Origin of the sequence: Asaia spathodeae NBRC 105894, assembly GCF_025994195.1 — a bacterium.
Lineage (GTDB): Bacteria > Pseudomonadota > Alphaproteobacteria > Acetobacterales > Acetobacteraceae > Asaia > Asaia siamensis.
Window position 1 is genome coordinate 169,128 of the sequence record NZ_BAPY01000002.1, and the last position, 23,454, is coordinate 192,581.

A 23,454-nucleotide genomic window follows, 5' to 3' on the forward strand; every position below is an offset into this window, starting at 1 on the left:
GATGCCGGTCTGTGATTTGTCAGCAATAACTGCTATATTGCGCATAATTTGTCATTGAGGAAAAATCTGCATGTATCTCCGCAGGGACAGGGCGATGATCGCCGTGATCATCATGGTCGATGTAGCCTTTCATGCCGGGCGCTCGAGCCTTGTCAGCGGGGGCGATATCGCCGAGCGCGCGGGGCTGGCCCGTCGCGGTATCGAGCCCCTGCTTCAGGCGCTGTCGCGCTCGGGATTGCTGGAAAGCGTGCGCGGTCCGCGTGGCGGCTATCGTCTTGGGCGCCCACAACGCGATATCGGGCTCGATGAGATCGTGCGCGTTGTCGTGTCTGAGGATGCAGGGGCGGAAGAAGCGGCGCAGGGCACGCTTTATCGCAATGTGATCGAGCCCTGCTGGCAGGTGCTGGATGAAACGGTGCGCAGTGAGATGGCGGCACTGACACTCGAGGAAATGGTGCGCCGCGCCGAGGCAGCCGGGCTGCGTCGCCCTGTGCACGAACCGATCTCGTTTTCGATCTGACGGGACGACCTCAAAGAAACACCCCTGCCCCCTGAGGGGCAGAGGCGTATCCTGCTGCTTACTTCTTGGTGGTCTTGCGACGGGTCGCCGTGTGCTTGACGACAGGCTTCTTGGCAGCGGGCGCCACGATTGCCGGCGGCGGAGCCGCAATCGTCACGCCCGTTGCATCGACAACGGCATTGACGGTCAGCTTGTTGCGGGCCTCGGTGCCGCCGGGGATCAGGATGGCCGTGAAGCTGTCCTTGCCCGAATAGGCCGTGCTGGGCGTGTAGGTGATGTAGGTGTGGTCATCAAAATTATACATGAACGCCTTGCCGTGCTCGGGAGCAGGCGAAACACCGAATGAACGGTAATTGGTGTTGCCCGGCTTTTGCACCGACAGGGCACAGAGCCCGTCATCGCTGCGCACGGTCATTTCCACGCTCATGCTGCCATCGGCAGCGGTCTTGACCGGCGTCGTCTTGCAGACAGCAGAGACCTTTTGATAGCCAAAAGGATTGGGGGGCACGACGCGCTGCACGACAGGCGTCTGCGCACAGGCCGCCAGAGTCAGGGCCGAAACGAGAGTAATTGCTGAACCACGCAGTCGCACCATCAACTCCACCTGTCACTTGTCATCGCCAGTCGATACCGCCTTTTTTCTGCAGCAGGCACGACGCCGGATGTCTCCGGGCATGATCAACGCCTGTGGAGACAATTTCGTCAATGGCCCTAGCGCAAGCCGCGCCCCGCCGAAAGGGGGGAGCAGCGGCTGAAACAAAAGAAAAGAACAGTCAGGTTTTTTTTTCAAAAATTGGCCTTCTTCCTTGCCTCGGGGCATTTTCTCGCCGCAATTGCTGCGACATAATCAGGGTGCATTCCCAGTCCTGCCTGCGCCCCGCCGGCGCGACGCCCGAAATATCCCGTTCCCTGCCCTTGTGGAGTTCCTTGATGTCGCTTTCAGCCCGGCAACGCCTCCTGCGCCCCTTCGCGCGCCTGACCGCGTGCACGCTGCTCGCCAGCACCTTTTTCATTTCCGGCGTTGCTCATGCAGCCGGGTGCAGCGAGTCTCCGGCGCATGAAGCCTTCAATGTGCAGGGGCTCAAGAGCGAACTGATGGTGACGGCGCTCTCCTGCAGCGCCCAAGACCGCTACAACTCGTTCGTTGCCAAATTCCGCCCGAAGCTGGCTGCTGAAGAAGAGCGTCTGAACACCTATTTCAAGTCTGCCTATGGCCGTAACGCCATGAAGGCTCATGACGATTACATCACCCAGCTGGCCAATGTTCAGTCAGAAGGCGGCCTGAAGGCCGGCACGATCTTCTGCCAGCAGCGCGTTGCGATGTTCGACGAGGTCGATGCCCTCGATGATGGCGCCGATCTGGCGCATTATGCCGATGCCAAGGACGTGGTTCAGCCCGCCTCTTTCGAGACCTGCTCGGCCCCCGAAGCCGTGACGCACAGCCGCACGACGAGCAAGAGCCGGACCCATCGCAAGACCCGCGCCTAAAAACTGCCCCTTACCCTGCACGGGGCGCTTGACGGCGCCCCGGCGAGGCCGTCAAGAACGCAATATGAACGACGACCTCTTCCAGAGTGATGAAAAGCCCGCGCGTCGCCCCCGCAAGTCGACGCAGGCTCCTGTGCCGGAAAATTACGGCGCCGATCAGATCGAAGTCCTTGAAGGACTCGAACCGGTCAGACGCCGCCCGGGCATGTATATCGGCGGCACCGATGATACCGCCTATCACCACCTGGCTTCCGAAATTCTCGACAACGCCATGGATGAAGCTGTCGCAGGCCATGCGAGCGTCATCGATCTGGCTCTTGAGGGGCCGCGTCTGCTGATGGTGCGGGATAACGGGCGTGGTATTCCCGTTGATGCCCACCCCAAATTCAAGGACCGCTCGGCGCTTGAGGTGATCTTCACCACACTGCATGCAGGCGGCAAGTTTTCGGGCAAGGCCTATGACACGTCGGGCGGGTTGCACGGCGTGGGCTCGTCAGTGGTCAATGCGCTGTCAGACAGGCTGGAAGTCGAGGTTGCACGCGAAAAGCTGCTCTGGCGTCAGGACTATGCCCGCGGCAAGCCCCTGACCCCACTCCAGCAGATCGGCAACGCCCCCAACCGTCGTGGCACGACCATCCGCTTTTCGCCGGACCCGGAAATTTTCGGAACGCTGAGCTTCTCGCCCCAGCGCCTCTATCGCCTATGCTGCTCGAAGGCTGCGCTGTTTCGTGGCGTCACCATCCGCTGGAGCGTCGACCCGTCTCTGATCAGGAGTGGAGACGAGATCCCGACCGAAGCGACGATCCATTTCCCCAATGGTCTCGCTGACAGTCTGAATGCCGAACTCGGTGCCGCGCCCGCCCTGCTGGCCCCGATCTGGGCGGGCGAGGCCGAGCTGCCTCAGGCTGCCGACGGTCGCACGGGCGGCAAACTCGAATGGGCCGTGGCTTTTCTGGAGCAGGGCACGTCGAGCATGACGTCGTACTGCAATACGATCCCAACGCCTCAGGGCGGCACGCATGAAGCCGGTTTCCGCACGGCTCTGGTCAAGGGCTTCCGTGCCTGGGGGGAAAGCCGCAACACCAAGCGCGCGGCGGCGGTCACAGCGGATGATATTCTTGGCGCGCTCTCAGCCAAGCTCTCGGTCTTTATCCGCGACCCCCATTTTCAGGGCCAGACCAAGGAAAAACTGACCACGCAGGAAGCCAGCCGCCTTGTCGAGGGCGCCCTGCGTGACCGGCTGGACCACTGGCTGGGCGGCAATCCGGCGCAGGCCGATAATCTTCTGGCGTTCATCATCGAGCGTGCCGAAGAACGTTTGCGCCGCAAGGAAAGCAAGGACACGCCGCGCAAGAGCGCCACGCGCCGCCTGCGCCTGCCGGGGAAGCTGACCGACTGCACGCGGGAAAATGCGGCCGATACCGAGCTTTTTCTGGTCGAAGGCGATTCGGCAGGTGGCTCTGCGCGTCAGGCGCGCGATCGCGAAACCCAGGCCGTTCTTCCCCTGCGCGGCAAGATTCTCAACGTGGCGTCGGCAACGGCGGACAAGCTCAAGGCCAATCAGGAACTACGCGATCTTGTCGAGGCTCTGGGCTGTGGCTCGGGGTTGAGCTTCGATCTGACGCGTCTGCGTTATGGGCGCGTCATCATCATGACCGATGCTGACGTGGATGGCGCGCATATCGCCTCCCTGCTCATGACCTTCTTCTATCGCGAAATGCCCGAACTGGTGCGCAAGGGTCATCTCTATCTGGCACAGCCGCCGCTTTACCGCCTGACCCATGGGGCAAAGACCGTTTACGCCATGGATGACGACGACCGTGTGCGGCGCCTCAAGCGTGACTTCAAGCAGGGCGCAAAGGTCGAGATTTCACGATTCAAGGGTCTTGGCGAAATGCCGGTCAAGGATCTGAAGCAGACGACCATGGACCCCGCCAAACGCACGCTGCTGCGTGTCGTCACCCCCCCGGAAGACCGTGCGCTCACCAGCGATCGCGTCGAAAGCCTGATGGGGCGCAAGCCTGAGCTGCGCTTTCGGTTCATTCAGGATCATGCCCGCTCGGCCGAGCTTCTCGACGTCTGATGGCTGCTCTCGACCATCCGACTTCAACGCGACTCGACAAACTTGGCGGTCTGGCTCTTCTGATCGGAGGAATTTCCTCCTTTCAGGTCGGCGCCGCGCTGGCCAAGAGCCTCTTTCCGCTCTTCGGTGCGGAGGGGATGGTCGGACTGCGTGTCTGCCTCGCCGCCGTTATTCTGCTGACCGTCATCCGGCCCGGCCCCTCGGTGCTGAGACCCGGCATCTGGCGCCTGCTGTTGCCCTACGGGGCCTCGATGGCGGTCATGAATTTTGCCTTCTATATCGCGCTGGTTCGCCTGCCACTGGGGCTGGTGGTCGCGTTCGAGTTCATGGGGCCGCTGTCTCTGGCCCTCATAGGCTCACGCCGTCTGCTCGATCTGGTCTGGGCCGGTATGGTGCTTTCGGGGCTGTATCTTCTGCTCCGCCCCGATCACATCTCGGGCCATCTCGACCCTATCGGGGTCATCGCCGCCTTGATCAGCGCTGTCGGCTGGGTGATCTATATTCTGACCGGCACACGTATCGGCCGTATCATGCCCGCTGCACAGGCAACCACACTGGGTATGACAACAGCAGGTATCCTCCTGCTGCCCTGGCTAATTCCGACACTGATGCCGGCTGTAACCCATCCCCATCAGGGTTTTCAGGCCGTCGGTGTGGCCATTCTTTCTTCAGCCGTCCCGTATATTCTGGACATGATGGCCATGCGCAAGCTTGGACCGCGTGATCTGGGCATTCTGCTTAGTCTGGAGCCGGTTCTCGGTTCGATTTCGGGGCTGTTTCTGCTGGGCGAGTCGCTTTCGGTGGCACGCTGGCTGGGTGTGCTCTGCATCGCAGGGGCCTCGGCGGGCAACGTGCTGACCAGCCGCAAGCCGCCGCCAGATGGCGAGACCGTTCCCCCCACCTGACCGGCGGTTCATGAGGGCGTGTTAACGCCCTTGTCATGCAACATCGGCAGGTCGTGACCGTTCTGTTCCCAACAGTCTCGCCAGGAGACGAATCAAGGGAGCAAGTCGATGCGTCGCCTCTTTATTGCCGGTACCGCCCTTTTCACTTTCGCTGCGGTTCCGGCCCTTGCCGCATCGCCACAGCGCATGGCTGACAAGGATTTTGCCCGCCTGTCCAAGGACGGCCAGAAGGCCTTCGCCGATATCGTTCAGGCACAGCAGGCCCTGGGCAACAACCAGAACGGTCAGGCCCAGTCGCTGATCAATGATGCGCAGGTCCGACTCACTAAGGCCGCCAAGGACAACCGTGCCTTCCTGAAGGCGCAGGACGCCATGCAGCCAGCACCGAGCCATGCCGCCCCCAAACGCGCCGTGATCACGGGCGTGGAAGTCCACTGGCTGCCGATTGGCGGCGAATATGCTGTAACCGAGGCCCTTGCCCCCGAAAAGCAGACGGCGCTGGCCCAGGCCAATACGCATCTGAAGACTGGCGATACGAAACTGGTGAATCAGGATCTGCAGGTCGTGGGCACCGACGTACAGTATGTTGTGGCACTCGCACCGCTTGAAATGGTGTCGGGTGACATCAACCGCGCGTCGGTCTTCATGGATGGTGGCGATGCGAAGATGGCCACGGAAGCGCTACAGAACGCCCTCGACAGCGTGCTGTTCGTTTCCGACAGCGTGGTTGTTACTGCCCAGCCAGCGATTGCGCCGGCCCACAAGACTTCGCACAAAAAGTCGTAAAATCTTTGGCTTTCTGAAATTCAACCCTGAGCGGGTCATCACGCTCGCTCAGAAATCAGCCGAAAGCCCTGTGATGCTAATCAAAAGGGGCTGCGTCGCGGAAAAGGCAATAAAGTCCCTACCGGATGCGACCGAACAGTTTCTCGAGTTCGTCACGCCCCAACCGCAGCCAGGTAGGGCGGCCGTGCGAGCAGGTGCCCGCGCGGGGTGTCTGCTCCATCTGACGTAGCAGGGCGGCCATTTCCTCCTGCTGCAGGCGTCTGCCAGCCCGGATGCTGCCATGACAGGCCATGCGGGCAATGACAGCGTCGATGCGCCTTTCGAGTGCGGCGCTATCCCCCGGCACAAGGTCAGGGTCGGCAGCGAGTTCTTCAGAAAGGTCACGGAGCAGCGCGACGCCATCGCCGCCCTGCAGCAGAATGGGCATGGTGCGTAGCAGCACACTGCCCCCGCCGAACGACTCGATTTCGAGGCCGAGCGATTCGAGAGCTGTCTTCCACTCCAGCAGACGCCCCGCCTGTCCGGGGGGCAGATCGACCACCTCAGGCAGGAGCAGACGCTGCGCCTTGAGCGTGCCAGAGGCATACTGGGCGAGCAGCTTCTCATGGGTCAGGCGCTCATGGGCCGCATGCTGATCGACAAGGATGAGGTCGCCGTCCTGACCGACGGCCAGAATATATGTATCGAAAACCTGTGCCACCGGGGCACCGAGCGGGAAAGCCGCCTGTTGCTGGGCATCAGGCTGGATGACAGGCCGGGCCGCTGGCGCAAAAGCTCCAAGGCCTTCGGAGAAACCTGTGACCGCAGCCGGAATCGTCTGCGGGGCAGTTGCCCCGATGCCCGCAAGAGTCGCATGGGAAGAGAGAAAACCGGCGCTTTGGCGCACCGGTTCGGGAGCCGGATACTGGATGTTCTGCCGCGAGGGGGCCGCAAAACGCACACGTACCCCGCCCTCACCCGCACCGTGACCAAGCGCCCGCTGCATGGCGCCTATCATCAGCCCTCTGACATCGGCTTCATCGGCGAAGCGCAGTTCGGTCTTGGCGGGATGGACGTTCACATCCACCCGGTCATGCGGCAGGGTCAGATGCAAGGCAAGAACCGGATGGCGTCCCGGCTCGATGACCGGGCGGTAAGCCACACGTATGGCCGTCTTCATCAGGGGGTCAGCGACAGGCCGGTTATTGACCACCAGAAACTGCGCCGCTGCTGTGGCACGCGTGGCAGCGGGTCCGCAGATGTAGCCTGTCAGATGCAGGCCATTACGCTCTTCGTCGAGCGGGATAAGGGAGTCGCTTTCGCCCAGAACGGCCTGAACGCGTTCAAGCCGGGTTTGGGAAGGAAAGTCGAAAACCAGACGCTCATCAAGCGAAAAGCGCATGGCGCAATGCGGCGCCGAAAGCGCCAGACGCCGCATGACCGATTCGGCATGACTGCCCTCGACGCGCGCTGATTTCAGGAATTTGCGCCGCGCGGGCGTGGCAAAGAAAAGATCTTCAACGACCACACGTGTGCCCGGCGCGCCAGGGGCGGGCGCTGGCGGGGTCAGGACCCCACCTTCAAGACGCAGCATCCAGGCCGTGTCGGAATCGTGCTGTCTCGAAATCATGCCAAGCCGTGCGGTCGCCCCGATGGAGGGCAGCGCCTCGCCACGAAAGCCGAGCGTGACGATATGGGTCAGGCTCTCATCGCTCAGCTTGGAGGTGCAATGGCGCTCAACGGCCATGGCCAGATCGTCAGGCGACATGCCGCAGCCATTATCGATCACCTCGATACGGTCGCACCCACCATTGATCAGGGAAACCTCGAGCCGGGTCGCTCCGGCATCGAGCGCGTTCTCAGCCAGTTCCTTGAGGGCTGCGGCAGGTCTCTCGACGACCTCGCCCGCAGCGATCAGATCGATGACATGATTGGACAGACGCCTCAGCGTCGGCCGTAACGGAATGCGCTCAGCAGAATTCATGGGCCGGCATCAGAAGACGCCGAGAAATGAGCTCTTCGACTTCTTGGTGGGGGTGGCACCGGTTGACGGGCTCTGGCCAAGGGCAGAGGCGCGCTGGATACGGCGGTTTTCAGCCTCGCTATCTACCACACTGCCCGAATTGCCGCCGCGCCAGAACATCAGCTCGTCGGTCAGACCGGCGCCGGCAGCGCCCAGTTCGGCATTGTTCGGCGCTCTGGAAGCCTGCTCGACCTGGCCGACAAGAGCCTGCTGGCCCGCGCTGTTGCTACCCGTGGTCGAGTGCAGAGCAGCATTCGGCGACAGGGTCTCGAGCGCCTGGGTGCGGGGATTTTCATCCACCGTATGCTCACCCTGCCCGGGCAGGCTCAGCTGCTCCGATGGCGGCATCGAAAGCGGTGCACGCGTGGTGACCGTATATTCGTCAGGCATCGACCGCTCGAGGCCAAAAGCCCGCGAGACATCGGAACCGGAGCAGGCCGGAAGGAGCGCGGTCAGGCCGAGAACCGGCAGGACGCGGAGGACGGACGGGAAGGAGAGCTGAGCCATATCGGTCCCAATCCTAATGGAGCGTTTCGGCATCGACAAGAGATCAATGATCACGCGAGGCGGTTGCGGAGCCGGAAGAATGCAACGAATTCTTGCCTGCGTCATTACCTGCCCCGGCTTCGCGTCTGTCTGACCAGATCGACTCGATCACCCAGGCGATCACACCGCAGACAATTGCCGAGTCAGCTACGTTGAAGACATACCAGCTCCAGCCGAAGGCATGGGCATGAATGAAATCGACCACGGCGCCAAAGCGCATGCGATCGATCACATTGCCAACGGCGCCCCCTGCAATAGCCGCGGAGGCAATGGCAACCACCATGCGCGAAGTAGTGAGGGTCTGCCAGAGCAGGGCGAGCACGGCCAGAAGAGCCACCGTGCAGAAGATCAATGGCCCATAAGCACCGATCCCACCCAGCATGCCGAAGGTCACGGCGTGATTCCACACCATGGTGAAATCCAGCCCCGGCATAATGACCACACTGCCCTTGAGAGGCAGGTTGAAGACATCCAGAATCCACCATTTGCTCGCCTGATCGGCACAGAGCACGATCACGAAAGCGATGATGCCGGCGATCAGGGTCGCCGGGCGCCCGAAGGAAAAGGTGAGCTTCGCGCGTGTCACATCGACACCACGTCGCTGCATCTCAGGCACAGGCCCGAATGCTCGGCATGGCTGCCGACTTCAGGCAGAACGCGCCAGCAACGCAGGCATTTCGTCCCCTCGGCTTCCGCCACGCTCGGGCCGGGATGCGCCGCAACCACACCCTCGCGCTCGGGGTCAGACCCGTCATCGATATAGAGCGATGGCACATTGGTCAGAAGCTGCACATCGGCCTGTGAGACGATGGCAAGTTCGGCCCAGTCCACATCGCCGAAAGCAACCTGCTCCTGCTCGGTCAGCGGTAGGGTAAGGCGGGCTTCGAGCGACGAGCCGATGGCGCCGCCACGGCGGGCGCCTTCCAGCTCGGTCGTGATGACACGGCGCAGGGCACGGATCTGCGTCCAGCGTTCACCCAGAGCAGGATCGTGCCAGATCGGATCAGGCTCGAGGAAGTTCTGCAGATGTACCGAACTTTCTTCACCAAAACGGGCCGTCCAGGCTTCTTCAGCCGAGAAGACCAGAACCGGTGCCAGCCAGGTGGCGAGCGCACGGTGCAGGATGTCGAGCACAGTACGGGCCGCACGGCGACGCAGGGACGACGGGGCATCGCAATACAGCGCATCCTTGCGGACGTCGAAATAGAACGCCGAGAGGTCGGTGGTGCAGAAACCGTGCAGCATCGGATAGACGCCAACCCATTGATGGGTCTGGACAGCCTGTTTCAGCAGCCCGCCGAGATCGGTCAGGCGATGCAGGATATAACGTTCCAGCTCCGGCAGCTGCTCGTAAGGCACGGCCTCTTCAGGCGTATAGCCGTCGAGCGCGCCCAGCAGCCAGCGCAACGTGTTGCGCAGACGACGATAAAGCTCACCCTGCTGCTTCAGTATCTCGTTGCCGATACGCAGATCTTCATTGCTGTCGGAATTGACGACCCACAGACGCAGGATATCTGCGCCCAGCTTGTCGGTGACTTCCTTGGGCGCAATGACATTGCCCAGCGATTTCGACATCTTGCGGCCCTGCTCGTCGAGCACAAAGCCATTGGTGACGATGGCCTTCATTGGCGCGACACCACGTGTGCCAACGCTTTCGAGCAGCGAGGACTGGAACCAGCCGCGATGCTGGTCCGACCCTTCGAGATAGAGATCGGCCGGGAAGTTCAGACCATCCTGACCCAGCACGAAGCTATGGGTCGATCCGCTTTCGAACCACACATCGACGATGTCGAAAACCTGCTCGTATTGTGCCGGGTCGCGCCCCTCGCCGAGGAAGACAGCCGGATCGGCGCTGTACCAGATATCGGCGCCATGCTCGGCCATTGCATCGACAACGCGCTGCATGACAGCCGGATCGCGCAGCACTTCGCCGGTGCTTTTTTCGACAAAGACGGCAATCGGCACGCCCCAGGCGCGCTGACGGCTGATGCACCAGTCAGGACGCTGTTCGATCATGGAGGTCAGGCGGTTACGTGCGGCTTCGGGCACGAAGGTGACATCGGCCAGGGCATCGAGCGCCTTGCGTCGCAGGGCCTGATCGCCATCCATGCGGATGAACCATTGCGGGGTCGCCCGGAAGATGATCGGCTTACGCGAGCGCCATGAATGCGGATAGGAGTGCACGATGCTCGACCGTGCCACGAGGCCTGCAGCGGCATCGCCATTGGCGGCCCATCGCTGTGCGGCTTCGGTCAGGGCATTGCAGACAGGGTCAGCCGCCTTGAAGACGTGGATACCAGCAAAATGCGGCACCCAGGGGGCGTAGGTGCCATCATCCTGCACCAGCTCGGGCACTTCGATGCCGTACTGCCGTGTCAGGAGAAAGTCATCCTGACCATGCGCAGGCGCCATATGCACAAGGCCCGTACCGGCATCTGTGGTCACGAAATCGCCCGGCAGCATGGGCACGTCGAACTCATAGCCACAACCACGCAGGGGATGGGCGCAGAGCGTTCCCTCAAGCGCCTCACCCGGCAGGGTGTAGAGAACGTGATGCTCCTGAATGCCTGCCTGCTTGCAGAAATCGGCTAGACGCTCTTCAGCGATCAGGAAGCGCGAACCCGGCGCGACAAGGCTGTTCTCTTCCATCAGATCGGCGCGGATCACGGCATAGGCGATCTCGGGGCCATAGGCGATGGCGCGATTGGCCGGGATGGTCCAGGGCGTGGTCGTCCAGATGACCGCTGAAGCCCCCTGCAATGCCTGACCCGGGGTCGGATCGGCCTCGATCGGGAACGCCACATGGATCGTGGTCGAGGTGATGTCGTGATATTCGATCTCGGCCTCGGCGAGGGCCGTCTTTTCGACCGGGCTCCACATGACGGGGCGCAGGCCGCGATAGAGGCTGCCATTGAGCAGGAATTTGCCGATTTCGCCTACGATGGCTGATTCAGAGCTGAAATCCATGGTGGCATAGCGGTTCTTCCACTCGCCCTGCACACCCAGACGCTTGAATTCCTCGGACTGGATTTCGAGCCAGCGGCGCGCATAGTCGCGACACTCGGCGCGGAACTGCAGGACCGGCACATCATCCTTGTTCTTGCCCGCCTTGCGGTATTCCTCTTCTACGCGCCATTCGATCGGCAGGCCGTGGCAATCCCAGCCCGGAACGTAGCGCACCCGTGCGCCATTCATGCGCTGTGCGCGGTTGACCACGTCCTTGTTGATCTTGTTCAGGGCGTGACCGATGTGGAGATGGCCATTCGCATAAGGCGGGCCATCATGCAGGGTGAAGACGGGCTTTCCCTTGCCTGCCTCGATAATGCTCTGATCGAGCCCCATCGACTCCCAACGCGCCAGAATCGCAGGCTCACGCGTCGGCAGATTGCCACGCATGGGAAAGCTGGTGCGGGGAAGAAAGACCGTGTCGCGATAACGGTCCTGAGGATCGGGGCTTTTTGAATCAGGCATCTTCGATCATTCGACGGAGTCAGGGAACCGCGAGTTATGCGAAGATGCGGGCTTCTGGGTCAAGAGCACAAGACCGGACCGGCGACACTAACACCGCCTCATCAGGCCTGAGACAGTCCGGTTTCTGGGATACAGGAAGCATTCCATGCGTCAGGCAGGAATTTGCTGCTCTGAATGGAATACGAAACACAGATATGGTAATCTACCCGGAAAAATGGGTTACCACCATGAATTATCGGCTTCTCTCAGTTGTCTTTCTGTCATTACTGAATACTCCCACAACAGCGCTGGCTGGCGACTTCAATTTTGGAACCGAGATATCGGTCGATCGCCTCGACAAGGCTATCTTCGTGCTCAATGCAAAGGCACCAAATCGTGAAAATGCGATGGAGACGATCACACATGCCAGCCGGGATGGTCGCATACTCGTCGAAGAAATTACGCTGACATCGGAAGCGGATAACGCGATCCATGACTTTTCAGTCAATAAGCTCAAACAGCTGCTCTATGACGCTACCAGAGACCGCTATTGCGATGGTGACATGAAGTTTCTGATGGAAGGCAATGTGTCGCTACGGCTCATCTTCTCCCTGCATCAGAAAGAATTCTATCGCGTGCTTCAGACACCCTTCTCCTGCACCATCGTGAACTGATGGCCCGATCCGACACGAAATAGCGACGTCTGATCACTCTTGTGCCCTCTGTCGTCAGGAGCGTCTGATCTGCGAAGGCGGAAAATGCCCGCCCGTGCAGACGGCCTCAAACGTCGTGTCGATCTGCTCGCCCAGCTGGGTCAGATCCTGTCGAAAGAAATCACGCAGGCGAACAAGCCGTGAGACACTCTTCTCACGACGCGCCTCTTTCTGGGCGATATGCTGTTCCATCGCCTGCATCTGATACATCTGCATCGCGCCAAACATGATAGCCCCCACCGATTTATTAACCCCGAGTAATTTATAACATTACAAAAGTGAAGGCAAACAACAAAACTTCACATTCAAGGCAAGATCATGTCACGCCCTGTCAGGCGGCATCGTCAGATCACGAAGGGTAGCGGGGGGATGGTGGCGCCAATGGGCCAGACGCGTTGCCAAGGAGCCGACATGGATTTCAAGTTTATGTCCGTCAGGATCGAGGAAATAGAGCGATTCCCCTTCGCTCTTATTGGTTTTCCATATGGTCACCTCCCCTGAAAGGCGCGCAGACAGCACTGTAAAAGCAGCGGCGCTGACGGTGAAGGCAAGATGGGTGTCATCCCGTCGTGGCAGACAGATGTCAGCAGGCGCGCATTCGAGACATAGCCAGAGCGACCCTGCCTCAAGATATGCCCCGCGATCCCAGCGCGCTCGTAAAGGGCAACCGAGCAGATCCTGATAAAAAGCGAGAGCCCGCGACAGGTCAGTCACGCAAAGCGTGACATGATTGCCCCCCTGCAACAGGCAGGGTTCAGACGGCAAAGCCAAGCGCAGCGCGGGCCTGGCTCGCGTCCTCGGCGATCTGGGCCTTCAATGCGTCGAGCCCGTCGAAGCGACGCTCTTCACGCAGCAATCTGTGCAGGCTGACCTCGAGGGTCTGGCCATAGAGATCTTCATTGGTGTCAAACAGATGCGCTTCCAGGCGGCTTTCCTGCCCGTCATTGATGGTCGGACGGCGACCGATATTGGCCACCCCCGGGATCACGCGTCCATCGGGATGGTGTACCGTCACGGCATAGACGCCGCGGGCGGGTTCGATATGACGGCCAAGCGGAATATTGGCGGTAGGAAAGCCCAGCAGACGTCCGCGCTTGTCACCATGCGTTACGGCACCTGCGATGAACCAGGGACGACCAAGCTCTTCTGCCGCACGCTCGGGATAGCCTTCCTGAAGCAGACGACGGATGCGTGAGGAGGAAAATGGCCCGCTGATATCTGTAAGGGGCGGCACAACCGTCAGGCCGATACCAAGCACTTCAAGCCTGTGTGCGAGAAAATCGATACTGCCGGCCCGTCTGTGCCCAAAAGCAAAATCGGGGCCGCACGCCACATGCTGCACGCCAAGCGCACGATGCAGCACCTCTTCGACAAACTGCTCGGGCGAGAGATGACTGAAATCAGCATCGAACGGCAGCTGGAAGATCTGTTTGACGCCCTGCTCATGCAGGAAACGTGCGCGGACAGCGGGAAGCATCAGCCGGATCGGCGGGTCCTGCGGGCGGAAAAACTCGCGAGGATGCGGTTCGAATGTCACCGCGCCCAGAGGCAGGTCGGGACGCGCTGCATGCAGCGACTTCAAAAGATGGACATGCCCAAGATGCACACCATCAAAATTGCCGAGGGCTACGGCGGCGCCGTGCGCCCCTTGCGGGATTGCCGCCCAGTCCTCGTGCAAGGTCATGAGACAGGCAACTCGAATTGCTGGCTGACGCTCTGGAAATCCGCTGCCTGACGCACACCCTGATGCGCGACAGTACCGTCTTCCGGCCGGACAAGCTGGCAGGTTCTGAGGCCCGCTTCCGCTGCTGCGTCGAGTTCGGCGCCAATATCGGACAGGAACAGGATTTCGCCCGGCGCCACACCTGCACGCGAGGCGATCTCGCGATAGCTCTCGGCAATTTTCTTGCCGCCAATATCGAGATCGTAGAACGCCTCGAACAGCGAGGTCAGATCGCCCGCATCGGAATAACCATAGAGCAGGCGCTGCGCACTGGCTGAACCCGAGGAATAGACGGCAAGACGCAACCCTGACTTATGCCAGGCTTCAAGGGCTGGGGCGACATCGGGATAGAGACGTGCCTTGAGAGCGCCGGTCTCGAAGCCTGTTTTCCAGGCCAGTCCCTGCAATGATTTGAGCGGCGCGACCTTTTCGTCATGCACCGTCCAGTCATGCAGCTGGGCAAGCGGATCGCAACCGGGGTTGGCCGCCTCGATATCCGCCAGCGCCACCTTGACCAGAGGGTTGTCCGCCTGCTCAAGCAGCAGTTCAGGCATCACCTTGTCGGAATAGGGAAAGAGCACATCCTTGACGAAGGAGATCGGCAGGGTCGTTCCTTCGATATCAAGAAGGATCAGACGAACAGTGCTCATGCGGCAAGATCCGGAATGACAACAGGAAAGCGACGGGCAATTTCGTCGCCCGTATATTCGGCAACCCACCCCGTCGTATCAGTGAATACCCGCAGGGCAACCACATCGGGATTGGTCCCGGCGTCGAACCAGTGAGGCGTTCCTTCAGGAACCGAAATCAGATCGCCCTGAACGCAGAGTACCGAATAGACCTTGCCCTCGACATGAAGGATGAAGGCGCCCTGACCATGAACGAAAAACCGAACCTCGTCTTCGCTATGGGTATGCTCAGAGAGGTATTTTTCACGCATGGCAGCGATCTGCGGCGTGTTGCGGTCAAACCGCACCACATCGGCGCTGCCTGCTCCGGTTTCGCCCATCAGCCCATCGAGATAGGGGCGGTATGCCTCCAGAATGACTTCCGGTGCAGCATCCTTGGCGGGTGTTACAGGTGACTGCCAGCGTTCGAAGCGCACATTGAGCGGGCGCAGGGTCTCGGCGATGACCCTTGCATCCTCTGTGTCGAGAATGAGGTTTTCGGGCGTGTCGTCGCGATAGATCGTCAGTCTACTCATGATTTCAGCCTTTCGAGTTCGCAGGCCAGAAGAAATTCCAGCCCTTCGAGCCGGGCCAGCGCCATGGCCATGTTCCGGCCCCAGACATAGACACCATGCCCTCTGATCACATAACCCGCGGGCATTTTCCCGAGAGACGGCGCCACGACTGTCGCAAGACGGGCAATATCCTGGTCATTGGCGAAAAATGGCACGTCGATAGCGGTGTCATGGGTTGATTGCCCCTCGAACACCTTGAGCAATTCATACCCTGCCAGAGTCAGCACAGGCGCCTCGATCGCCATCGACAGCACGGTCGCCGCGACCGAATGGCCATGCAGCACAGCACCGATCGTCGGGTCAGATGCGTAAAGCTGCGTGTGAAGCAAGGTCTCGGCACTGGCCCTTTGGCCGGAATCGAGCGGGCGGCCCTCAGGGTCGATCTCGATGACGTCCTGCTCGGTCAGAAAACCCTTGTGACCGCCCGAGCGCGTGATGGCGATGCGGCCATCGTCAAGTCGACGGCTGAGATTGCCAGCCGTGGCTGGCACCCAGCCCCGTTGGTCCATTCTGCGGCCGGCATGCAGCACGTCCTGCACCGCATCCGACCAGAGCCGGTCCGAAAGCTGGGTCATGGAAAGCTCAGTGATTGACGTTGTTCACATTACCGCCCGATACGGGGGGCGTGTATTGCGGCTGCTGGAAATTGCCTTGGGGGGGCGGCGAAATCTGACCATTGGGCTGGTCATGCTTCGGCTCCATGGATTCGTCTTCTGCCATGTTCTTCTTGAAGGATTTGATCCCCTTCGCGAAGTCGCCCATCAGACCGCTGATCTTGCTGCCACCGCCAAAAAGGATGAGTACGACGGCAAGCACTATCAGCCAGTGCAGGGGACTCATGCTACCCATAATCTCTCTCCTTGTATGACGGGACCGAACAGCCGTCTCTTTTCTCACTTCTCACATGGCGTGATCAGGCGTCTCTTGCAAGCGCGCAATATCGTCGATGTCACGCGGAACGATGAAGCCGTAAGTGGGATAGGCTCTCGAGCCCAGATTTTTGATCGGCGCCCAGTAGACCCGCACCAGAGACCAGTCATTATTGCGCGACACGTCGATGACCGGCACCGACCGGTCGATGCGACCGGGCTCCCAATTGGCATGTTCGACCAGGATCTTGCGCGATGAGACAGTGCTGCGCACAACGGAGACATGCCCCGAAGGCAGCCGCCCTGTCGAACGAAAGACAAGGATCTCGCCCTGCGCCGGGCTCTGTGTGCGCCTGTATTTACCCGAAGCCCCGCGCCACCAGGAAGCCGCAGCGCCATAGAGCGCGACACCTGTCTTGGCGCGCGCATAGGGCGCGCATTGCAACGGGCCATTGAAACTGGCGCGGCTGTATTCCCTCGGCCCGCCACCACAGGCAGCAAGGCTCAGACAGAAACTGAACCCAAGCACCATCCTCTTCATGACGATTTCAGCGCCATGACGCGATCCTCCGCTTCCATCAGATCCAGAGCCAGTGCCCGCTCGGCGACATCACGGCCGAACCCTGCACGGGCAAAAGCAGCCAGAGCGCGCTGATGACGCAGGGGCGCCTGATCGTCGCCCTCCTCTTCATCGCCCCTCCTGAAAGGACCGAGCCGACGCTTGCGGGCAAGAACGAGCGCAGCGCCGAGTTCATGCTCGTGCGCGCTGTCGTCGTGCCTGTGCCCGAGAGCCTCTGCCAGCGCGTCGCCCAGAACTTCGGCGCCAATGCCTTTCTGGGTCAGACTCGCAGCTACCGCCCGGCGCGACCGCCCCGAGCGCGTCAGGCTGAGCGAGCGCGATCGGGCAAAGGCAGCATCGTCGAGCGCACCCAACCTGCGCATATCGGCCACAATCCCGGCGATAGCCGCGCGGCTCTCTCTGGCCAGTCCCTCGATCTGGTCATTGTCGCAGCCTTGCGTGCCCGCCTTGCGTGCCCATCGCATGACCGCGCGTTCCAGCACCTGGGCCAGCCCCTGCTCAGTCGCAGCAAAACGCGCGAGATGACGCAGGGCCGTCTCACGCAGGGTTGCCGCTGTCGGCGGAGGAGGCAGATCCGGAATCGCTGACATAATTACATTGTGCCATAACTTCGTGGCAGCAACATGGTGAAAACCGCGGGAGTTCCCTCATGACCCTTTCATCGCTCGAACGCGCGCTCACGGCCCTGCCCTCGACCTATCCGGGCCCGGGCGGCGCGGCGGCGGTCATCAGGGAGGGAGAGGTCATCGGCCGCCATAGCTGGGGCTTCGCCAACGCCGAAACCCGCCTGCCCTTCACACCGAAGACCCTGTTTCGCCTGTGCTCGATCACAAAGCAGTTCACCTGCGCGCTACTCGACGAATTTGCCGACAAGACCCCGTTCGATGCGGCCATCGCCAGCTATCTGCCCAAGCTGGAAGAGGCGCCCCCGGGCATCATGGATCTGGCACATAACCAGTCAGGACTGCGCGATTACTGGGCGGTCGCCATGTTGCATGGCGCCCCGACGGAATCGGCTTTTGGCGCCATGGAGGCCCATCGCGTGATCTCCGGCACGCGCAGCCTGCATTTTCGTCCCGGCACCGCCTATTCCTACGTCAACCAGAATTTCTTTCTGATTTCGGAAGCGCTCGAGGCACTTTCGGGACGCAGTTTCGCTGAACTGCTCAGAACGCAGCTGTTCGAACGTTATGGCATGAGCACAGCTTTTCTTGCTGCGGATACACAGGCCATGCCGGACGGCACGCAAGGGTATGAGGGAAGCGAGGCGACTGGCTATCGGGCTGCAGTCAATCACATCTTCTGGACTGGCGATGCGGGGCTAGGTGCCAGCCTTGACGACATGATCGCCTGGGAGCTGGCGATCGATGCGCAAAGAAACGATCCGCAGGGCTTTTACAATCGCCTCTCCGCCCCGGTGAGCTTCCGTGACGGCACCCCTGCCCGCTATGGTCACGGCCTGCAGCGCGGCACGCTGTTCGGGCGCGCCATGACCGGCCATGGGGGCGCCCTGCGCGGCTGGCGCAGCCACAGACTGCATCTGGCAGAAGAGCGACTATCTGTGGTCGTTCTGTTCAATCACATGTCGGAGGCCCATTCAGCAGCGGCCTCCCTCGCCGCCGCCGTACTCGACATTCCGCCGATGACACAGGAGGAAACTGCAGGGAATCGAGCCATACTGGGCTCCTATCTCGACAGGGAGACCGGGCTGTCAGCGTCGATCACACCCAGTGCATCTGGCAAGAAGCTGTCCCTGCGCTATGCCTACCCGCCGGAAACACTCGAGTTCTGGACGCAGAATGGGGCCGGGCGCGACGCAACACGGCTGAGCCTGCCCGATGAGGGGCTGACAATGGCGCGCCCTCAGGAAAACCGGGACGTCGCGCTGGTCTGTCTCGACGAGCGCATAAGGCATGACGGTCTGGCCGGTCGTTATCACTGCGCTGAACTCGACAGCGTCCTTACGCTGGAAGGAGCGGAGGGCGCTGTTTACGGTGGATTTTCGGGAATGCTCGGCCTGGGACGAATGGAACGTCTTCAGCCCCTGGGCAGAGATGTCTGGCTCATCCCCTGCCTCAGGGCGCTCGATCACTCACCGCCAGGCTACTGGACACTCGCTTTTCAGCGCGATGAAGCCGGAAAGATGACGGGTGTCCGGGTCGGATGCTGGCTGGCACGCGATCTCTTTTATCGGCGCTGCCAAGACTGAATTTGACGGATAGGGGGCAATACCCCCATCATGGGGATGCAGCAGCCTGTGCCCTGCCCTGAGTTTTCAGGCGCGGGGCTCTCGCCGTTGCTTTTTCCCATCCATTTCAACCGGGCTCTCTCATCGCCATGATTTCCGCTCTGATGCCAACATTCAAACGAGTCGACCTTGCTTTCGAGCATGGTCAGGGCGCTTGCTTGTACACGGCTGACGGACGACGATTCCTGGATTTCGGGGCGGGCATTGCCGTCTCGTCGCTTGGTCACGGCCATGAAGGCCTCGTCAAGGCAATTGCCGAGCAGGCTGGCCGGGTGATGCATGTTTCCAACCTGTATCGCATCCCGCAGGCAGAGAAGCTGGCAGACCGGCTGGTCGCGCATTCCTTCGCCGACAGCGTGTTCTTCTGCAATTCCGGCGCAGAAGCGAATGAAGGCATGGTCAAGATGATCCGCAAGACCCAATCGGGTCGCGGTCATCCCGAGCGCACGCGCATCATCTGCTGCACGGGCGCCTTTCACGGCCGTACGCTTGCCATGATCGCCGCCACCGGCAACCCGGCCTATCTCGAGGGTTTCGGCGCGCCGGTCGAAGGTTTCGATCATGTGCCCTTCAACAACATGAACGCGCTGCGCGCTGCCATCACGCCGGAGACGGCGGGCATCATGCTTGAACCGATCCAGGGTGAAACCGGAATCAAGCAGGCCGATCCGCAGTTCATGACCGGACTGCGTCAGGTCTGCGATGAATTCGGGCTTATTCTGGCGCTTGATGAAGTGCAGACGGGCATGGGCCGTACGGGCAAGCTCTTCGCCCATGAATGGTACGGCGTCACCCCTGACGTGATCTCAGTGGCCAAGGGTATTGCAGGCGGATTCCCCATGGGTGCCATTCTCGCCAATGAGGAAGTCGCTGCCTCTATGGGAGCCGGGTCGCACGGCACGACTTTCGGGGGCAATCCGCTCGCCTGCGCCGCAGGAAATGCCGTGCTCGACGTCATTCTCGCCGATGGTTTTCTGCCACAGGTCGAGCGCACCGGCGCGGTTCTGGGCGAAACGCTCGACGCTCTCGTGCGCAAACATCCGACGGTCTTCGAACTCGCCCGCGGTCGTGGTCTGATGTGGGGGCTGAAATGCCGCCTTCCGGTCGCACAGGTTCAGGCACAGGTCATGGCTGAAGGTCTTCTGACCGTCACGGCTGGCGAAAACGTGCTGCGTCTTCTGCCTCCGCTGATCGTCACCCCGGAAGAATGCCGCGAAGCCTGCGAGATTCTCTCGCGCGCCGCTCAGGCGCTGGAAGCCGCAGAGCAACAGAAAAACAAGACAGAAAGCCAGACGGAGCGCCACGCATGACCATCCAGACACGCTCCCCCTCTGCCGCAGAAATCCGGCATTTCCTCGATCTGCGCGATCTGGATTCCGCGACATTGCGCGACATCATCGATATCGGTCGCTCGGTCAAAGCAATGCAGGATGCGCGACGCGTGCCGATGCACCCCGCCCATCCTTTGGCCGGTCGTACGCTTGGCCTGATGCTCTCCAAACCCTCGACGCGAACACGCCTCTCATTCGAGGTGGGTATGCGCCAGCTGGGTGGGGACGTATCGGTGCTTTCACCGACAGACATGCAGATCGGTCGTGGCGAGAGCCTGGCCGACACGGCGCGTGTTCTGTCGCGCTTCCTGGATGTGCTGGTCGTGCGTACCGGCGAAACCGACATGCTGAGCGAGCTTGTGCGCTGGAGCAGCATTCCTGTGGTCAACGGGCTGACCCCCGATTCCCATCCTGTCCAGATCCTTGCCGATATCATGACCTATGAAGAGCATCGCGGCCCCGTCGCAGGCTCGCACTGGGCCTGGGTTGGCGACGGCAACAACGTTGCCGCCTCCCTGATCGAGGGTGCTGTACGCTTCGGGTTCTCACTCACGCTCGCAACGCCTGAGACGATGAAACCGCGGCAGGAGGTTCTTGACTGGGCGCAGGCCGAGGGCGGCAAGATCCGCCTCGTTCACGACCCTGTCGAGGCCGTGCAAGATGCGGACTGCATCGTGACGGATACCTGGACGAGCATGTCGGACGAGGAATCGACCGTCAGGCTCAGCACATTGCGCCCCTTCCAGGTAAATACGGCTCTCATGCAGAAAGCCGCCCCCAAGGCCCTGTTCATGCACTGCCTGCCCGCCCATATCGGTGAGGAAGTGACCGAAGAGGTGTTTGAAAGCGCCGCCTCGGTTGTGTTCGACGAAGCGGAGAACCGCCTGCATGCCCAGAAAGGTCTTCTGCTCTGGGTTCTGGGCGGTGAAAACTGGCGCTCTTTCGGCAAGCCCGGCTGAGCGCAGCTGCCCTTCGGCGCGTTACTGACCCTGGAAAGCATCAGACTAGACACCGATGATTGAAGCACCCGCCTTTCTTGATACCCAGCGCCCCGAGACGGTGCCTGACCTTGTGATTTCACACGGGATCACGCCGTTTCATCTGGCAAACCGCCCTGTGCGCGGCCGTCTGGTGAGACTGGGCAAGCTGGCTGATATCATGCTGAAGCGCCATGACATCCCCGATTGCGGGCGGCAGCTGGCTGGTGAAGCCCTGTCGCTGGTTGCCGGGCTCAGCGCGGGGCTCAAGTTCAAGGGGTCGTTTTCGCTTCAGATCAAGGGCGACGGCCCGGTCTCGATGCTTGTGGCCGATTGCACCGATTCAGGCGAATTGCGCTTTTATCTCCGTTCCGAAAACACGCCGGATCATGCCTCGGCCAAGGCACTCCTCGGCGACGGTTATTTCGCGTTCACGATCGATCAGGGCGCGCATACCGAACGTCACCAGGGTATTGTGGCGCTTGAGGGCGAAACGCTGGCCGATATGGCCATGCATTATTTCGCGACAAGCGAACAGCATGAGTGCTGGATGCGCCTTTATTGCGAAAAGACCGATGAGGGCTGGCAGGCTGGCGCCCTGATGCTCGAAAAGATCGCAACCGAAGGCGGCATTGCTTCCGAGCAGGGCGCTGATGAGGACGCATGGGAAACTGCCTGTATCCTCGGCAACACCCTCAAGGCATCTGAACTTTTCGATCCGGCCCTGAGCTCCACGACACTGGTCGAGCGCCTGTTCGGCACGCAGGACGTCCTCATCGATCGCCCCAGGGTGGTGAGCCTTGGATGCCGCTGCAATCGCGCCAGGCTGGCGAGCGTATTGTCGACTTTCCCGGAAGACGATCTCGACCATATGGCCGAGGAGGGGCAGATCACCATGAACTGCGAATTCTGCAATGTCGGGTTCCGCTTCGACCGTAACGAGATCGCGCGATGAGCGCGGCTGATGATCTGCTGCGTGGCATTCGCGTAGACGGAGAGACACTGACTGCCCTTTATGATCAGTGGGCTCCGCAGGAGATCATCGCGCTGGATGACGACATCAGGTGCCTGACCCTGAGCGACACGATGAGCGGGCGTCAGGCGGTCTGGTATCTCGATGGTGAAAGTAATTATTGCGGCTCTCATATCGAGGTGGTGCAGCGCCTGCACCCACAGCAGATTCTCGCTGCCGTTGCTCCCTGGTTTGACGAGCTGGCACGACATTCGCTCAGTGCCGCCCCCACGTCACTTGATAGCGCGCCGCACGTACCGCTCTTTCTGGCGACACAGCTGGCTGCGGCATGGTGCGTCCGTGTTCTGACTGACATGCGTCAGACCCAGACCTCTCTGACCGAACAGGATCAGGATCTCGCAACGCTCGATGAAAGAACGCTTTCTTCCCGACAGGTCCGGCGCCTGCTTGGCACACGGATCGGGCCGGAATCGCTGGTCGTTCTCTCCCCCCTGAGCGACAGGCCCCTGCGATCGCAGATTTCATTCGTCATCGAGCATCAGCTCATCCATCGCTTCTACGATCCTGAAGCGGACTGCACCTTCTACCTGTCATGGTGGGAGAGACAGCTCGACAAACCGCCCAGCTTTTATTGTCCCAAGGCCAACCTGCTCGTCAGCGATGAAAACATGGCGGGCATGTTACCTGCCATGATTCTGGGCTGGTATCTCAGCAATCCGCATCATGCTGCGACCATCGCCGATGCCCAGGCTTTCGAGGCGCGTGACTATGGCCTTGGAAATGCCTCTTCCCTTCTGGTTGAAATCGAAGCCGACAGCTCGCTGCCTCCTGCGCCAGAGACCACATCTGCCGACATGATTTCAGAATCATGGGCCTTCCTGCACCAGAACCCGTCCGAGATTGCTGCACCGGCGTCTCAGGACCAGAGACAGGAAAAGAAACAGTCGGGGCGTCTTTTCGGGCGACTACGCTCTCTAGTAAAAAAGACCTGAAGTCGAGACGCATAGCCAGGAGCCG

25 protein-coding genes are annotated in these 23,454 nt (G+C 60.9%); 11 read left to right on the forward strand and 14 right to left on the reverse strand.

Annotated elements, in window-relative coordinates; all coding sequences use genetic code 11:
* The first annotated feature begins 70 nt into the window (after positions 1-70).
* The gene (locus AA105894_RS02350; protein ID WP_188426701.1) at positions 71-520 is read left to right on the forward strand and encodes an RrF2 family transcriptional regulator; all 450 of its coding nucleotides are present in this window, start codon (positions 71-73) and stop codon (positions 518-520) included.
* 58 nt (positions 521-578) lie between these two features.
* On the opposite strand, the gene AA105894_RS02355 is transcribed toward AA105894_RS02350, so the two are convergent.
* Positions 579-1,112, reverse strand: coding sequence for a hypothetical protein (locus tag AA105894_RS02355; protein ID WP_373316707.1), 534 nt, complete (start codon positions 1,110-1,112; stop codon positions 579-581).
* A 338-nt stretch (positions 1,113-1,450) separates the two neighbouring features.
* Here AA105894_RS02355 and AA105894_RS02360 point away from each other — a divergent pair, with 338 nt between their 5' ends.
* The 4 genes from AA105894_RS02360 (at position 1,451) to AA105894_RS02375 (ending at position 5,782) form a co-directional block, all read left to right on the forward strand.
* Entirely contained in the window at positions 1,451-2,008 is a 558-nt protein-coding gene (locus AA105894_RS02360; RefSeq protein ID WP_267310320.1) for a hypothetical protein, read from the forward strand.
* A 64-nt stretch (positions 2,009-2,072) separates the two neighbouring features.
* Entirely contained in the window at positions 2,073-4,091 is a 2,019-nt protein-coding gene (parE, locus tag AA105894_RS02365; protein ID WP_267310321.1) for a DNA topoisomerase IV subunit B, read from the forward strand.
* A complete protein-coding gene (locus AA105894_RS02370) occupies positions 4,091-4,996 on the forward strand; it encodes an EamA family transporter (protein ID WP_267310322.1) in 906 nt (301 codons plus the stop codon). The genes parE and AA105894_RS02370 overlap by 1 nt, the downstream gene beginning before the upstream one ends.
* Before the next feature lie 108 nt (positions 4,997-5,104).
* Positions 5,105-5,782 carry a YfdX family protein gene (locus tag AA105894_RS02375; protein ID WP_267310323.1) on the forward strand — a complete coding sequence of 226 codons (678 nt, stop codon included), beginning with the start codon at positions 5,105-5,107 and terminating at the stop codon, positions 5,780-5,782.
* A gap of 118 nt (positions 5,783-5,900) precedes the next feature.
* On the opposite strand, the gene mutL is transcribed toward AA105894_RS02375, so the two are convergent.
* The 4 genes from mutL to ileS are packed head-to-tail and all read right to left on the reverse strand — an operon-like array spanning position 5,901 to position 11,801.
* A complete protein-coding gene (gene mutL, locus AA105894_RS02380; protein ID WP_267310324.1) occupies positions 5,901-7,745 on the reverse strand; it encodes a DNA mismatch repair endonuclease MutL in 1,845 nt (614 codons plus the stop codon).
* Positions 7,746-7,754: 9 nt separating this feature from the next.
* Positions 7,755-8,291 (reverse strand): DUF3035 domain-containing protein, encoded by a 537-nt coding sequence (locus AA105894_RS02385; RefSeq protein WP_267310325.1) that lies wholly within the window; start codon positions 8,289-8,291, stop codon positions 7,755-7,757.
* A gap of 43 nt (positions 8,292-8,334) precedes the next feature.
* A complete protein-coding gene (gene lspA, locus AA105894_RS02390) occupies positions 8,335-8,937 on the reverse strand; it encodes a signal peptidase II (RefSeq protein WP_267310326.1) in 603 nt (200 codons plus the stop codon).
* Positions 8,913-11,801, reverse strand: a complete 2,889-nt coding sequence (ileS, locus tag AA105894_RS02395) for an isoleucine--tRNA ligase (RefSeq protein WP_267310327.1) — start codon at positions 11,799-11,801, stop codon at positions 8,913-8,915. The genes lspA and ileS overlap by 25 nt, the downstream gene beginning before the upstream one ends.
* 227 nt (positions 11,802-12,028) lie before the next feature.
* On the opposite strand from ileS, the gene AA105894_RS02400 reads away from it, so the two are divergent.
* Positions 12,029-12,454 carry a hypothetical protein gene (locus AA105894_RS02400; protein ID WP_267310328.1) on the forward strand — a complete coding sequence of 142 codons (426 nt, stop codon included), beginning with the start codon at positions 12,029-12,031 and terminating at the stop codon, positions 12,452-12,454.
* A 54-nt stretch (positions 12,455-12,508) separates the two neighbouring features.
* Here AA105894_RS02400 and AA105894_RS02405 read toward each other — a convergent pair whose 3' ends face one another.
* The 9 genes from AA105894_RS02405 to AA105894_RS02445 form a co-directional block, all read right to left on the reverse strand.
* Positions 12,509-12,721, reverse strand: a complete 213-nt coding sequence (locus AA105894_RS02405) for a hypothetical protein (protein WP_267310329.1) — start codon at positions 12,719-12,721, stop codon at positions 12,509-12,511.
* 93 nt (positions 12,722-12,814) lie between these two features.
* A complete protein-coding gene (locus tag AA105894_RS02410) occupies positions 12,815-13,240 on the reverse strand; it encodes a VOC family protein (RefSeq protein ID WP_267310381.1) in 426 nt (141 codons plus the stop codon).
* A 7-nt stretch (positions 13,241-13,247) separates the two neighbouring features.
* Complete coding sequence (locus tag AA105894_RS02415; protein ID WP_267310330.1) at positions 13,248-14,177, reverse strand: bifunctional riboflavin kinase/FAD synthetase; 930 nt, start codon at positions 14,175-14,177, stop codon at positions 13,248-13,250.
* Complete coding sequence (gene mtnC, locus AA105894_RS02420) at positions 14,174-14,866, reverse strand: acireductone synthase (RefSeq protein WP_267310331.1); 693 nt, start codon at positions 14,864-14,866, stop codon at positions 14,174-14,176. Before mtnC ends, AA105894_RS02415 begins: the two co-directional genes overlap by 4 nt.
* The gene (locus AA105894_RS02425; RefSeq protein WP_188426689.1) at positions 14,863-15,420 is read right to left on the reverse strand and encodes a 1,2-dihydroxy-3-keto-5-methylthiopentene dioxygenase; all 558 of its coding nucleotides are present in this window, start codon (positions 15,418-15,420) and stop codon (positions 14,863-14,865) included. The genes mtnC and AA105894_RS02425 overlap by 4 nt, the downstream gene beginning before the upstream one ends.
* Positions 15,417-16,034, reverse strand: a complete 618-nt coding sequence (locus tag AA105894_RS02430; RefSeq protein ID WP_267310332.1) for a methylthioribulose 1-phosphate dehydratase — start codon at positions 16,032-16,034, stop codon at positions 15,417-15,419. Before AA105894_RS02430 ends, AA105894_RS02425 begins: the two co-directional genes overlap by 4 nt.
* A 7-nt stretch (positions 16,035-16,041) precedes the next feature.
* Complete coding sequence (locus AA105894_RS02435) at positions 16,042-16,308, reverse strand: twin-arginine translocase TatA/TatE family subunit (protein ID WP_188426687.1); 267 nt, start codon at positions 16,306-16,308, stop codon at positions 16,042-16,044.
* 51 nt (positions 16,309-16,359) lie between these two features.
* A complete protein-coding gene (locus AA105894_RS02440; protein WP_188426686.1) occupies positions 16,360-16,869 on the reverse strand; it encodes a CHAP domain-containing protein in 510 nt (169 codons plus the stop codon).
* The gene (locus AA105894_RS02445) at positions 16,866-17,498 is read right to left on the reverse strand and encodes a regulatory protein RecX (protein ID WP_267310333.1); all 633 of its coding nucleotides are present in this window, start codon (positions 17,496-17,498) and stop codon (positions 16,866-16,868) included. Before AA105894_RS02445 ends, AA105894_RS02440 begins: the two co-directional genes overlap by 4 nt.
* Positions 17,499-17,557: 59 nt before the next feature.
* Between AA105894_RS02445 and AA105894_RS02450 the strand changes: the two genes are divergently transcribed.
* From AA105894_RS02450 to AA105894_RS02470, 5 genes are all read left to right on the forward strand, one after another.
* Entirely contained in the window at positions 17,558-19,117 is a 1,560-nt protein-coding gene (locus tag AA105894_RS02450; protein ID WP_267310334.1) for a D-aminopeptidase, read from the forward strand.
* A 128-nt stretch (positions 19,118-19,245) separates the two neighbouring features.
* Positions 19,246-20,466: an aspartate aminotransferase family protein gene (locus AA105894_RS02455; RefSeq protein WP_267310335.1), complete on the forward strand. Its 1,221-nt coding sequence runs from the start codon at positions 19,246-19,248 to the stop codon at positions 20,464-20,466.
* Positions 20,463-21,446, forward strand: a complete 984-nt coding sequence (gene argF, locus AA105894_RS02460) for an ornithine carbamoyltransferase (RefSeq protein ID WP_267310336.1) — start codon at positions 20,463-20,465, stop codon at positions 21,444-21,446. The genes AA105894_RS02455 and argF overlap by 4 nt, the downstream gene beginning before the upstream one ends.
* A 55-nt stretch (positions 21,447-21,501) precedes the next feature.
* Positions 21,502-22,419, forward strand: a complete 918-nt coding sequence (gene hslO / locus AA105894_RS02465; protein WP_267310337.1) for an Hsp33 family molecular chaperone HslO — start codon at positions 21,502-21,504, stop codon at positions 22,417-22,419.
* Positions 22,416-23,429, forward strand: a complete 1,014-nt coding sequence (locus AA105894_RS02470) for a hypothetical protein (RefSeq protein ID WP_267310338.1) — start codon at positions 22,416-22,418, stop codon at positions 23,427-23,429. Before hslO ends, AA105894_RS02470 begins: the two co-directional genes overlap by 4 nt.
* Positions 23,430-23,454 lie beyond the last annotated feature (25 nt).

What these genes read in the sequence shown, in the direction of transcription:
- AA105894_RS02350 (WP_188426701.1), top strand. Translation starts at nt 71, where the DNA reads ATGTATCTCCGCAGGGACAGGGCGATGATCGCCGTGATCATCATGGTC.
- AA105894_RS02360 (WP_267310320.1), top strand. Translation starts at nt 1,451, where the DNA reads ATGTCGCTTTCAGCCCGGCAACGCCTCCTGCGCCCCTTCGCGCGCCTG.
- parE (WP_267310321.1), top strand. Translation starts at nt 2,073, where the DNA reads ATGAACGACGACCTCTTCCAGAGTGATGAAAAGCCCGCGCGTCGCCCC.
- AA105894_RS02370 (WP_267310322.1), top strand. Translation starts at nt 4,091, where the DNA reads ATGGCTGCTCTCGACCATCCGACTTCAACGCGACTCGACAAACTTGGC.
- AA105894_RS02375 (WP_267310323.1), top strand. Translation starts at nt 5,105, where the DNA reads ATGCGTCGCCTCTTTATTGCCGGTACCGCCCTTTTCACTTTCGCTGCG.
- mutL (WP_267310324.1), bottom strand. Translation starts at nt 7,745, where the DNA reads ATGAATTCTGCTGAGCGCATTCCGTTACGGCCGACGCTGAGGCGTCTG.
- AA105894_RS02385 (WP_267310325.1), bottom strand. Translation starts at nt 8,291, where the DNA reads ATGGCTCAGCTCTCCTTCCCGTCCGTCCTCCGCGTCCTGCCGGTTCTC.
- lspA (WP_267310326.1), bottom strand. Translation starts at nt 8,937, where the DNA reads ATGCAGCGACGTGGTGTCGATGTGACACGCGCGAAGCTCACCTTTTCC.
- ileS (WP_267310327.1), bottom strand. Translation starts at nt 11,801, where the DNA reads ATGCCTGATTCAAAAAGCCCCGATCCTCAGGACCGTTATCGCGACACG.
- AA105894_RS02400 (WP_267310328.1), top strand. Translation starts at nt 12,029, where the DNA reads ATGAATTATCGGCTTCTCTCAGTTGTCTTTCTGTCATTACTGAATACT.
- AA105894_RS02405 (WP_267310329.1), bottom strand. Translation starts at nt 12,721, where the DNA reads ATGTTTGGCGCGATGCAGATGTATCAGATGCAGGCGATGGAACAGCAT.
- AA105894_RS02415 (WP_267310330.1), bottom strand. Translation starts at nt 14,177, where the DNA reads ATGACCTTGCACGAGGACTGGGCGGCAATCCCGCAAGGGGCGCACGGC.
- mtnC (WP_267310331.1), bottom strand. Translation starts at nt 14,866, where the DNA reads ATGAGCACTGTTCGTCTGATCCTTCTTGATATCGAAGGAACGACCCTG.
- AA105894_RS02425 (WP_188426689.1), bottom strand. Translation starts at nt 15,420, where the DNA reads ATGAGTAGACTGACGATCTATCGCGACGACACGCCCGAAAACCTCATT.
- AA105894_RS02430 (WP_267310332.1), bottom strand. Translation starts at nt 16,034, where the DNA reads ATGACCCAGCTTTCGGACCGGCTCTGGTCGGATGCGGTGCAGGACGTG.
- AA105894_RS02435 (WP_188426687.1), bottom strand. Translation starts at nt 16,308, where the DNA reads ATGGGTAGCATGAGTCCCCTGCACTGGCTGATAGTGCTTGCCGTCGTA.
- AA105894_RS02440 (WP_188426686.1), bottom strand. Translation starts at nt 16,869, where the DNA reads ATGAAGAGGATGGTGCTTGGGTTCAGTTTCTGTCTGAGCCTTGCTGCC.
- AA105894_RS02445 (WP_267310333.1), bottom strand. Translation starts at nt 17,498, where the DNA reads ATGTCAGCGATTCCGGATCTGCCTCCTCCGCCGACAGCGGCAACCCTG.
- AA105894_RS02450 (WP_267310334.1), top strand. Translation starts at nt 17,558, where the DNA reads ATGACCCTTTCATCGCTCGAACGCGCGCTCACGGCCCTGCCCTCGACC.
- AA105894_RS02455 (WP_267310335.1), top strand. Translation starts at nt 19,246, where the DNA reads ATGATTTCCGCTCTGATGCCAACATTCAAACGAGTCGACCTTGCTTTC.
- argF (WP_267310336.1), top strand. Translation starts at nt 20,463, where the DNA reads ATGACCATCCAGACACGCTCCCCCTCTGCCGCAGAAATCCGGCATTTC.
- hslO (WP_267310337.1), top strand. Translation starts at nt 21,502, where the DNA reads ATGATTGAAGCACCCGCCTTTCTTGATACCCAGCGCCCCGAGACGGTG.
- AA105894_RS02470 (WP_267310338.1), top strand. Translation starts at nt 22,416, where the DNA reads ATGAGCGCGGCTGATGATCTGCTGCGTGGCATTCGCGTAGACGGAGAG.